This window comes from Streptomyces sp. LBL (assembly GCF_029893585.1).
In the GTDB taxonomy this organism is placed as follows: Bacteria; Actinomycetota; Actinomycetes; order Streptomycetales; family Streptomycetaceae; genus Streptomyces.
Window position 1 is genome coordinate 1,744 of sequence record NZ_JARXYX010000047.1, and the last position, 12,777, is coordinate 14,520.

Genomic DNA, 12,777 nt, shown 5'->3' on the forward strand with positions numbered 1-12,777 from the left:
GTGCTGTCCCCGAGGCCGGCCACCGAGAACGCTGCTCCCAAGCCGACGGCAGGCCGGTCGGCCGCGGACGCCGCCTCTTTGACGAGCCGCGACGGCGTACGGCCCGACGGCGTACGGCCCGACGGCGTACGGCCCGACGGCGTACGGCCCGACGGCGCCGGGCAGACCGCCACGGCCCAGTCGTCGGTTGCCGGGCCCGCCGCGGAGCGCTCGACGTCGACGGCGGGAGCGGAGCGCTCGACCGCGGGAGACGGAACATCCCCGCCGCCCCGGCCGCCCGGCCCGCGGCCGGAGGTGCGTCCGTCGGAGCCCGGGCACGAGAACCACACCGGTCCCGCGGAGCCGGAGACAGGTTCCACGGAGTCGGCCCCCCAGCACGGGCCGCCGCTTGCCCATGAGAACGCGCTTGTCCAGGAGGCGCGCTTCCAGGCGTGGAGTCGTGCCAAGGACGAGATCGTCCGCACCACAGAGGAGAGGTTCACCGACGAGGAACAGAAGGCCCAGCAGCAGGAGAAGGCCGACCAGGCCCTGAACGCGGCTCACGAGGCGTACCAGCTGGAGAACACGCACGGGGTGCCCGAGCCTCGACCGGACCGCCCGTCCTGGCGGCAGACGGTCGAGACCCGTTTCAATGAGCGGTGGCAGGCCGATCTGGAGGAACTGCAAGGCGGCCTGATCTCCAGGGAGCAGTTTGACGAGAGGTTCGGGCGCCTGACCAGGGCGCTGCCGGACGACTTCGAGATCGCCGCGGCGGCCGACAGCGCGCGGATCACGGCCGAGCGGGCCTTCGACACCGCTATGGACCAACCGGACGGGTCGTCGGTCAGTCTTCCGAACACCGTGCGGGATCGGGCCCGGGCGGAGTTCGGCGAGGAGGCCGCGGCCGAGGTGTACAAGGCGGTCGCCGGCTTGCGGCACGGGCGGATGGATCTGGCCACCTGGGACGAGGTGCACCAGAGGGGCAATGAGCAGCTCGAGGAACTGAATCAGGGGCTGCGTACCCGGCTGGAGCTCGAGGCCGCAGCGGATGAGATTTTCAACCGGGCCGGTGCCCTGTCGGGCGTGGATCCGAAGTATCTGAGTGAAGTGCGGACCGAGTTCGCCCGGGATTTCGCGGCGACCACCCGGCAACTGCCGGACTCGAGCGGCCCCGAGACGCGCAGGCTCCCGCATGACGAGTGGACGCGGCAGCGCCACCAGCTCGAACCGGCGGTGGACCAGCTGATCGACCGCTGGCGTGGGCGGTTCGACGCCAAGGTCGTCGAAGACGGTCTGCGGTCGGAGACCGAGCGGAGTCTCACGCACTACAAGCCTTTCTGGCGCGACGTCTCGCGGCACGACGACCGGCTGTTCGACAGCGTGGACGACGCCGAGGTGCTGGCCCGGTACCACGAGGATCTGCTGGAGGCGGCGGAGGGGGAACAGGGTGCGGGCGCGCCTGGGCAGCGGTCGGCTCAGGAGTGGGCCGACCACGTGAACCGGCTGAATGGCGCGCAGGAGCGGATGAACGGCCAGCTGCGCGCCCGGTTCGAGAACGAGGCGGGTCTGCTGCGGCAGTTGCGGGAGGCGGAAGGCCGGTTGCGGGACCTGGACGCGAGTGGTGCGGCCGCGGATCGGGTCCTGGAGGACCTCCGTGGGGAGCTCACCCGTGGTTACCGGGAAAGGGTCGGCTGGCCGGACCGGGGCGTGTGGCCCGAGGAGCAGCTCTTCGAACGTGAGCTGCTGTTCCGCAGGGATGTTTTCGAGCCTGCCGTCCGTTCGCTGCCGGATCGTCTGCAGTTCGAGCGAGGGGCGGAGCAGGCGTTGCAGGAGGGGGCTGTCCGGCTCCATGACGTGACGTCCACCCTCAGCGAGACCGGTCACGTCACCAGGAAGCACGCGGTGAGTGATGAGACGTTCGACGAGCTGATGCAGGGCGCCCGTACCGAATTCGCGACGTCTTATCACGAGATCTACGGCCCGGAGCAGCAGCGTGACGTGCATGCCTGGCTGGACGCGGAGAAGAACGGGGACGACGCCTTCGGCAGCGCGCTGGCCCGCAGGGCGGCGGAGGCCGAGTACGAATCGCCGCAGGCGGTGCGGGCAAGGGTGGATGAGGCCGCGGCACAGGCCGCCTGGCGGGAGGGGTTGCTGCGGAGCTACCGCGAGCTCGCCGGCAAGGGGTGGGCACTGGAGGACCTCCAGAAGTCGGTCGGGCTGGATCCGGAGGGGCTGAGGTCGCCTCAGGCGCGCAGGGGTTATGAGCAGGGCCTGGAAACGCTGCGGGAGGAGTTCTCGGCGAGCTGGGACACGGCGCGGCAGCAGGGTCCCGATGACGCCGGCGCTGCCCGTCAGGAACTGGTTCAGGAGACCCGGGAGCGCTGGGAGGCCCTGGCGGAGGAAGCCAGGGCGAGCGAGGAAGCGTACCGGCAGTGGCAGGCGAACCCGGCCTGGACGCTGCGTTACCCGAAGCTGGACATCAGCCGTGACGAGTTCCGTGCGTCCTTCGCGGAGGAGGACGCGCCAGGACCCCAGCAGGCCAGGGAGCAGCTGCTGGTGGAGGAACCGGCGGGTCACCTGGGGGCCGAGCAGCTCACGACCCACGCGCCCGAAGAACCCGCCGCGGGCACCCGCACGGATACTCGTTCACCGGCCCGTTCGGCGGCCGACGCCGCGGCCGTCGAAGAGCTGGCCGCGATGCGCGACACCGTCGAGGCGCGTGACCAGGCAAACCAGTATTTCGACTCCCGTCGCGATGTCTTCCCGCACTTGCGGAACGGTGATGCGGCCCGGCACCTGGAGCCCCTCCGCAAGTGGTTCGCGGAGACCAGGTCCGGGTTCCCGCTCACGCACGGACAGCCTGAGCCGGACGAGCAGCTGGGCCGGGAGCTGGATGAGAAGCTGCGGCAGGCGAACGACGAGCTGGCCGCGCTTCAGCACACCCGTAGCCTCTTCGACCAACACGTCGTCCGCGGCTCGTCGCTTCTGCAGTCGGTGGAATTCCGCAGGACGCCGCAGTTCTCCCAGCTCGTGGGGGACTTCCAGCAGGCCGTGATGGGCGAGGCGGGCCCCATCGGCGCCGAGTCGATCACGCAGGTCGAGCCGGACCCCGCCCTCATCGAGGAGTTCGAGCGCCGGTACGCCGAAGCTCGCAACGCCTTTTTCCGTGACGCAGCATCGTTCGCCGAAGCCCTCCGCACCGGTGGCGAAGGGCCGACCCCCGACCTGGTGGCCCCTCGTGTCACCTGGAACGGTCCGACGCGGGCGTGGTACGCGGGGCAGCTGGACGGACTTCGGCAGCAGTATGAAGCCGAGGCCGCCGCGGCGGCTTCCCTGCCGGACCAGGCGAATGCGCTGCACCAGTTGCAGGAGCAGGTCAGTGAGACGGCCAAGCACCTGCGGGCACGGGCCGAGTGGGCGGCTCACCTCAGCGACGAGCTCGAGCAGCACTCCGCGCTGAGGTGGTCCAAGAACGGTGCGTGGGACCACAACCTGTCCTCGTGGTACGACCGGGAGAAGGCGGCCGTTGCCGAACCGCTGCTCCGTCGGCTGGCCGACCGCGGGCCGGGCGTCCTGGAGGACGTCAGGGCGGAGCTCGACCGGCGCGTCGGTGCACTCACCAAGGTCGCCGAGTCCAGGCACATGATCTACCAGGACTTCCAGGGGCTCCTCGCCGACGCCCCCGAAGAGCAGATCCCGCTGTCTTCGCCGCACACGGTCGGCTGGGCCAACGAGCAGATCGACGCGGCGAGGCAGGCTTACGTCCAAGCACGTGAGGCCGCCGCGGCGGCGGACGGTGCGTTCGTTCCGGCTCCGTCCCACGTCCCGGCGGCTGATTGGCGGACCCGCACCTGGGAGACCGATCAGGAGCAGCTCCGGGCCACGTACGAGCAGCGGCTGGCCGAGGCAGCGGCGACGGAGGAGTTCCAACAGCAGCGTGCTGCGGAACGGCAGGCCTTCGACGGACTCTTCGACGAATGGGCCGTCGGCAGCCGTCATGGATTCGACGCCGCGCGGCTTGGCCAGATCCGGGATCGGGCCTGGGACAGCCAAGGCCGTTGGGCCGACGCCGACTCCGGTGTCGCCCAAAGCCCCTACCAGCGCGCGCACGCGGCCTTCGACGCGGAAGCCGTACGCCAGACCGCGCTGGACAGGGGGCAGGCCGAGTACAACGCGAGCTTTCAGGAATGGCTCAACTCGCTTCACGACCCGACGGACCTGGTGCGCGAAGAAGAGGCCCAGCACATCGAGGCAGTGTGGAAGCAGGTGGGCGCGCGCTTCGACGAGCAGCTGCTCGCGTCCGTCAACCGGATCTTCCCGGATAGGTCGGACATCCTCGGCGACCTGAACGCGAGGGTGGAGGAGGCCGAGAACCTGCTGCCGTCGATGGTCGGCGATTCGCTGTGGAACCAGTTCGCCCTGCGCCTGGGTTACGAACAGACGCAGTCGCGTCTGGAGTCGGATGTCAACCGGCTTGCGGACTCCTACCAGGACTCCATCGGCCGTGACGGCCGGGCGCTCCTCGCGGCTGTGGGGATCACCGACGAGAGCGGCCGGGGACTGCGCGGCTCGATGTCCGAACCGGTCGGCGAGATCTCCGCCGCGGGCAGGCTCGCCGTGCTGCGCGAGGCACACAAGGCTATGGACGAGGCCTTCACCAAGGAGATCGGCCCGGCGGCCCGCAGGCTGTGGCGCCGGACGGGGGACGAGGAACACCCTCCGCGGGGCGATGTGTCGTCCCTGCTGGAGTCGTGGTACTCGCGCATGGCAGCGGGTCTGCCGGCGCAACTGGCCGTTCAGGCGGCCCGCGAGCAAGCGGTGCGAAACGCGCTGCGGGACACCGAGGCCACCGTGGACTCCTGGGCGGCCGAGCCGCCCGCCCTGAGCGAGGCGTTCCGGGAGCGGTTCGACATCCCGTCCGGCAACGTGCCCGCGCCCTTGCTGCGTGGCTTGCAGACCAGCATCGCCGCCCACCTCAATGCCGAGTTCGGCAGGATCTTCAGCGGCGATCGTCCGCTGACGGAGAAGTTGGGCGACTGGACGGCCGCGTACGACGACATCACCGCACCCGACCGGGTCCACGCGCTGCTTCTGCGGCAGCAGGCACGCGGCGCCGCGCTGAGGTCGGCAGCCGCCGTCTTCGACGAGCAACTCGAGGCATGGCAGCAGGACAATCCGGACCACCAGCTCTCCGAGGCCGACGTCACGCGGGCGCGGTCGGACTGGGACGAGCGGACGGCGTCCGCCTTCGACCTGGTCTTCGGCGGTGTCGGGTCGCCGAAGGACATGACGGGGCGCCTCTGGGCGTGGGACGCCCAGCAGTCCCGTGAGACGGACCTGTTGCCGGCGTACTTCGCCTTCGAAGCCGGTGTCGCGCAGGTGGTGCGGGGCGCGGCCGACTCCTACGACGCTCTCAGCGCCGGTCACCGCCTTGACGAGGATCTGCGGGATGAGTTCCGCGGCGATTTCATCGACTCGTATCAGCGCTGGTTCGCGCCGCAGCCGGTCTCGGGACTCTGGGCGGCCCGCGTGGCCGCGCAGGCCGATACGTTCACCACGACACGCCCCGAGAACGCCTCCCAGGCCGGGGACGACGCCGCTGCCCTCCACACTCCGCAAGAGCCCTCCGAGACCGTCCAGGAACCGTCGTCGGCCGCCCCCGGGCCCGTGGCGGATTCGCTGGAGGACAGCGGCCGTCCGGCGGACGGCGCGATCCAGGACTCGCCGGCACCGCAGCCGCACCTCCCTGGGGAACTCCCCGTTGTGGAAGCCGACGAGGTGCTGTATCGGGCCCTTGCTCCGTATCTGCCGCAGACGACAGAGGCGCCCGGCTCTGACGGTGCCCGGTCGGGGTGGATACCGGCCTCCGCGGTGGTGGATCACGCGCGGGCCTGGTGGTCGCAGATGGGGGTCGCGCCGGCGACGACTCCGGAGGCGCTGGCGGCGGCGGCGCAGCGGGTGGCCGACCGGTTGTCCCGCGGCGAGTCGCCGGTGCCGTACATGCTGGAGGACGCGACAGGAGGTCTCGCCGACCCGCTGCGCGGTGGGCTTGTTTTCGGTGTCGAGATCAAGTTCGAACTCCCCGCGGACCTCACTCACGAGCAGCGGAAGGACGCATTCGCCGCGATCATCAGCGATCTCCGCGCGGCCGGGCTGACTACGCAGACCGCGATAGGCGAATACCACGACGCGGCGGGGCGGGGTTATACGGAGGCCAGGGACGGGTGGTTCCTGGAGAAGGACCCGTCGGTGCCCGCGGGCGCTGAGTTGATCAGCCCCCTTATGCGGGACACTCGCACGGGGTGGCAGGACCTACGGACCGCCCCGGGCATCCTGCGCAAGCACGGCGCGACGGTCACGCGCAGGACCGGCGGCCATGTCAACGTGAGTACTCGTCAGTTCGGTACCGATGTGCGTCGGTACGACGATCTGCGTCAGAGGTTCTCCGGGAGCCATGCCGAGCATTACCGGACGTCGAAGAACCCGCAGTTCGAGGCACACCGCGGTCAGAAACATGCCCGGCCGCTCCCTGAGCAGGCGCCCGGGGGATATCACGCGGTCTGGGACACCCCCAGTGGGAGGAACGAGGACGCGCTGAGCTTCAAGCGGGTCGAGGGCAAGGGCACCGATCATGTGGAGTACCGGGCGTTCGACGGGACTCTGGACGAGGGGAACATCCAGGCCAACATCAAGGAGGCGTTGGGCGAGGTATACGCAGCGCTGCGGTTGGCTGACGACCCGGATCGGCGGGCACCCGCCTACGCTGCGCCTGACAGCCACGCCGACGTGGTGCAGCCGGTGCTCCGTGCGGGGAACGGGCCGGGCGAGGTCACGGTGTTCGGGCCAGACGCGCCGGAGGTCACCCAGCGTTTCCGCGACAAGCTGGACACATACTTCTGGCGGGCTGAGGACCGTGAACAGCAGATGGCCAAGTTCGCGGTCACGTCCTGGTACGGCGGCCTGGGGACTCGCCAGTCCGATGACGCTGCTGCCGGCCTGCTGAATCCGGTCCGCGTTCCGGGCCTGGAGAAGCTGACTTCCCTGGGCAGTGTCTTCGTGAAATCTCTGCCCGGCGCCGCGGTGTTCCGGTCCGCCGAGGGCCTGTCGGACCGGGGGGAAGCCGCGACGGCGGACAGGCTGCGCGCCATGTTCGAGGGCGGCGACGCCTTCGTGGCGCTGGTCGCGTTCAACCGCCCGCCCTATGTGCCCAACGCCTTCGGTTTCGGGGGAAGCCAGCGGATGGGGGCCGCGGACTTCATCACCATGCTGCCCCACCTCGGCTGGTCGCCGGGGACTCCACTGGTGATCGCCCACCCTGTCGAGGACACTCCCGGATCTCTCGTCCAGTGGAGTTCCGACGTGGCCACCGAACTGGGACAGCCGGTCTATGTCCCGGCCAGCGCCGATGAGTACGCCGGCGTGGTGGAACTGCCCTCGGGCCGGTTGGCCGGCATCCCGGGCCTTGAGGTGTTCGGCCCGGTCGGTGGCACGGTTGACGACGACGGCGACACGGTCACACTGCCGCCGACCGCGGTGCTGAGGGTCCGGCCCGCGGGTGCCGTCGGTGCCGGGCCGGCCGAGGCGTGGCCGGCGGGGACCGGGTATGTGCGCTACCCCTGGGGAGAAACCCCGGCCGACGACACGCAGACCGACATCGCGCCGAACGGTGCGGCGCTGACCGCCGACAGCGATGCGAGCACCCGGCTCCCGGTCGACCTCCAGCCGTCCGAGGACACCCAGCCCGCGCCGGACTTTGAGCGTTGGGCCAACGCCCCGGACGCCGACGATGACGCGATGTCGCTGTCTTCGGATGAGGGCCAACTGTCCGCCGCACCATCCACCGAGCGGCAAGGTATGGCTGGGCCCCCGCAGTTCGCGGTGTGGGGGGCCGACCCGGCTGTGTCGGCGTTCCCGGCTGTCCATGAGCCGAGGTATCCGGGCCTCTACGCCGGGCCCTCGCCGGTACACGACGAGTACGTGCGGCGGTCGGCGGACTACGGGCGTGCTGCCGCGAAGGTGCTGGCGGCCGATCCTCTGGTGTCCGAGTACGCGCGGGTGGCACTCGGACGAATGGTGGGCGACGTCCAGCGACGGTTTGCCGGCGACAAGCGTGCGGACGCCTTCGCGCCCCACCTGTGGGACCCCCGCTTGGACGAGAAGAACCCGGCTCCGTTCGACTCGTTGATGGCAGGGATCGAGCAGCTCGCCGCGGTGTACGCGCAGGAGCTGGAGGGGTGGCCGGCTCCGGTTGGTGTGCGGCCGAGGAATGCCGCGTGGGATGCCGCCATGGAGCGGCGTGGGTATCAGCCCTATGCGAAGCTGACGGAAAACGAAAAGCAGCTTGAGCAGGCGCGGCAGATCGAGTTGATGATCGGCGTCTACCGGCATCTGAAGGTCCCGCACGAGGATGTGCTGGAATTCCGGGAAGCGCTGGCGGGATGGTATCTGCAGAATGAGAACGCGCTGCCGTGGGAGTGGTTCCTGGATGTCTCGCATCACGCCGGAGTGTGGGACAAGGAGGTGGAGCCCGATCCATGGCTGACGGATCTTTCCCGGGTGCACGGGTGGATCCATGGCGTACTCGACCCGATGGATCGGTTGCCTCATGGGTCGCTGAAGGACGATCGGGCGATATGGGGCGTGCTGGCGCAGTTGCCGCATGTCCCGGTATACGAGCGGATGACAGAGGCGTTGCTGAGCGGGGAGGTCACCGGTCAGGGCGATTGGGTCCACCCCCTCCGCGTCCTGGGTAAGGGGCTGAGCCACCAGGCCGATCCGGGCGCTGACGTGGATCTGTGGCGGAGGCGTCGGGAAGCATTGCGTGATCTGCTGGACCATAACCCCGGGGCTCTGCATGCGCTGAGAAATGTGAAGCCCGGGCACGCGATGGCGTTGACGTTGGCCTCCGGTCAGGACGCGACGTTCTTCGAACCGAATCTCACGCTGAATCGGCTTCGAGCGCTGATCCGTCTGGCGGGGCAGCGTGCGAAACCTGACGATCGGTCGTCGTGGCCGGCACTGATGCTGCGTGATCCCGCAATCGATGCGGTGGTTGAGCGGTCCGGAGCCGCGGCGGAGGTGAAAGCGGCGGTTGACGCTTTCGCCGACTCGGTGGACGAGCGGATGCTGGCCGAGGTGCGCGGGCACATGTCGATGGGCGAGGAGGCGATGGAACTGCTGCTCGCCGAACCGGCGGGCGGCGGTTTCCTGTACTATCCGCGGTTCTTCCCTGGCTCGTTGTTCGGAGGTCCGAAGCCCTATGCGGCCGAAGACAAGGAGTCCAGGTTCGCGCCGTTCGAACTGGGGACGTCGAACCGTGATGTCGCCATCGCGACACTGAAGGAGCGGGCGGAGAACCTGGACCTGAGCAAGTGGCATCCGGCGCTCGTGAAGGTCAAGAACCAGGTGTCGCTGTTCAAGAATTCGATTTTCTCTCGGACGCCCGAGGCGTTTTCAGTGCAGACGCCTTATCCGATGTGGGTGCGGAACATTCCACAGGAGGACGGTCGTACACACGGTTACTCGTGGAGTGCGAAGCATGACCTGTGGTATTCGGAGATCACGGTCGCAGAGGTGGAACGGCCGTCGAAAACCCCGTGGGACAACGATATCCTGCTGCGAAACGTCTACTCGGAATCCGGCGTATTGGTCGGGCTGAACGGCTTCAACGCCCGGGACGCTGCCAGAAGGCGAATATCGACCGCGTACTTCCCGAATTTCCCCGGTTACGTGGTTGCCGACCGGCACATGAATACCGTGGGCCCGCTGCAGCCCTGGCCGCAGCCGATGACGCAAAAACGGGGCGCCGGACCTGTGTTTGTTGTCAAGGTCTCGCACGGCCTGGAGCACTCGACAAGCGGATTGGGACGGTTCGGTCCGAAGCGCGTGAGCGGTTCACAGGACGGCCGCTCCACCGCACGATGGATGGCGGCCGCGGGGATGTCCGAGGCCACTCCCTTGCTGATGTGGCCCTGTTTGGTCGGCAGCGAGGTTCCTGGCGTGGAGCCAGTGGCGCAGTTGTCGGCCAATGAGCATCCTCCGCAGCGACTCATCTACGCCGCGAACGTGCCCACGGGCGATCAGAACTTCAAGAGAATGGGCACGGTGGGGAATCCCTACCTGCAGCCCGGTTGGGGGGCCCCCGAACCCCGGGTCGCGCCGTTCCTGTCGCGGCGCCACAACGGTTCGGGCGCGCAGGCAAGGGTGACCGATCCGTACTTCGCCGGTCAGTCGGCGCGCTATGGCACCGGTTTCGCGGAGTGGGCTTCGATCGCGGCGGATTACGAGGGGGCGCTGCGAGAGCTCTGGTCGAGCGATCCGGTGGCGCGTGAAACCTTGCGAGACTTCGTGTCGGCGCTGTCCGCAAAATACTCCCCGGCCCTCGACCGGAGTGGACTGGCGGGTCTGTCGTTGAATGAGCTGATGGTCGCCGCCGGTGGCGTGCTGTCGGCGGGCGGACATCTCAAGGATCAGACCACGCTGGCTGCTGACGAGGCCGACAAGGCGCGACTCCTGGGTGAGCGCGGGATCAGGACAATCAGCGGCCGGGCGCAGAGTACGCAAGAGTTGTACCGGAAGTACGCGGAGCTGGGTCTGGACAGCGCCAAGTTCCCGTTGTTCGTGAAGGGCGTGCTCGGCTGGGGCCTGTCCCGCTATCCGCTCTCCACGCTGCTGAGCGATCTCCACGCGTCCGGGATGAGTGCCAATCAGGCCGCGCTGACCGCGGCGCTGGCCGGAAGCGCGGTGCACCTGTACGGCTTGGTCGACACCGTGTTCGCCCCACGGGACGGACTGCCTGCCGGCCCTCTCGCGAACCGCTTGCGCCCGCCGCACTGGCAGTTGTACTCCAGGCTCCTGTCGTGGCCGGAGGCCGCCGGCGGTATCCGGGTGCCAGATGGTCTGAGGATGTCTGTGCGGGTGCTGTCGATCGCCGACGACCTCCCGCTCATCCCGGCGGGTTCGGAGGCCGTTTTCGGCGCGAGCACATGGGCGGCGAGGCACCAAGCGGTTCGTGACGCCTCGTGGATCGGCCCGGACTCTCCGCTGGACGGGCTGGATGCGGCCCACGTGAGCGCTTTGTTCGCGCTCAGTGACGATGCGAACGAACCGCTCTTCGGGGCGGGACTCGAAGATCTGCCCGGCGCCGAGCGCGAGCAGGAGCTGGAAGAGGTGGTGAAGGATCAGCTAGCCGCGGCGATGGGCGGCGCGCGCCTCCCGTCCCCGCTCCGGCAGTCGGAGATCATCGCGCTGGTCGAGGCGGCGGCAGCGGCACGCGAGCAGCAGGACAGGGTCCGGTTCGGCGAGATTCGCGACCAGTTGATCGCTCTCATCACCCCGCTGGCTCGGCGGCTTGCCGTCATGATCCCCGTAATTGCGGGGCTGGCGACGGAGGGGCTGGCGGCACTGCCGCCGGTGAACCGCCCGATGTTCATCGCCTTCCCGGTCCCGGGCGATGAGGCCGTGTCGAGCCTGACGGCGTCGCAGCTGCGGCCGCGCCAGCGGGTCTGGCCGGATCCGGAGGCGGCGCTGGCCGATCTCGAACCGGTCCCGCACGGGTGGCAACGGGGCGTGGTGATGGTGGAGAAGTCCTCCGCCCACGACATGACCCCGCTGGCGTACGACCCGAGCAAGAAGCAGATCCGGTACGCCACGCCGCCGGATCTCCTTTACCAGTCGCACGGGCTGGTGAAGGACCCCGCCGGTAACCCGTACGCGGCGTTCCGGGCGGTCGAGGTGCCACTCGCCGACCCGCTGGCGGCGCTGAACGCGGTCAAGGCCGTCGCCAACGCGGCCCAGGTCCAGCCAAGGGCGCGACGGGGTACCAACGCGAGCACCCAGCGTCCGGCTGAGACCCGGTCGGCCGAGGACACCCGGCCCACGCCGGCCCATCCCGACTCCCTTTACCGCAACTCCTCCGACCTCCGGGGGCCGGCAGCCGGGGACCACAGCGGGGCGCCCAGCGCCGACCGGACCGGCGCGCCCGCGGCCGAGCAGACCACGTCGGAGCCGCAGCCGGACGAGGCCAGGGACGTCGCCGAGCCCGCGACCCCGATGGCCGGCAGGCTCCGGCTGCCGCCGTACGTGGAGTCGATGGAGAGTGCGGGACTCGGCGGTCTGTCAGGGCTCGACAACCTGGGGTGGGTCGCCGAGCGGGTAAGGAGGACGACCGCCGGCGGCGATCCGGGGCCGATCATCGCCGAGCTGAAGTCCCGCACCGGCGCCTTCCTGGGCGAAGGCGTTCCCTTCCAGGTCCTGGGCGGGGACCGCAGGTATTACGACGTGACGGTCTCCATCAGGCGCGCTGCCGACGAGCCTCGGCCGCTGATCGACCTGCTCGGCGACGAGAAGACCAAGGACAAGGACGTGGCGGGTCTGCACTCGCTGTCGTCGTCCACCTCCCGCTCGACGAAGTCGACGCACGGCTGGGCGCTCAAGGCGACCGGCCTCGTCCTGCTTCCGACGCCGAAGCCGGGCGTGCTCGCCGGCGCCACGGCCGAGATCAACTGGTCGTTCGGCCGGACGTCGAGGGAGACGAGCTCCCAGGAGACCGCGTCGTACAACCGTCTGCTGTCCAGCCTCGGCGGCTCGGTGGACGTACCGCGCAAGGTGACGGTGACTGTACGGACCCAGAAGGCGGGCGTCCCGGCGGCCACGGTCATCAGCGGGAACGCTTCGGCGAGGACCCGGGTCCCCATCAAGGAACTGATCCCGGACGGTCCGAGGTCGTGGGACCGCCCGCTGGAGGGGCTGTTCGCGCGGGCCGCGCGCGCGGTGCAGTTCGCCGAGTCGCTGGACGTG

The 12,777-nt window shown here is 69.5% G+C and carries 1 protein-coding gene (only partly in view); it reads left to right on the top strand.

Annotated features, from left to right (window positions below; genetic code table 11):
• Positions 1-12,777: the 5' portion of a hypothetical protein gene (locus M2271_RS38500; RefSeq protein ID WP_280892114.1), read on the top strand. The gene runs 49,743 nt beyond the window's last position; only the first 12,777 of its 62,520 coding nucleotides appear in the window; it begins with the start codon at positions 1-3; its stop codon lies beyond the right edge, outside the window.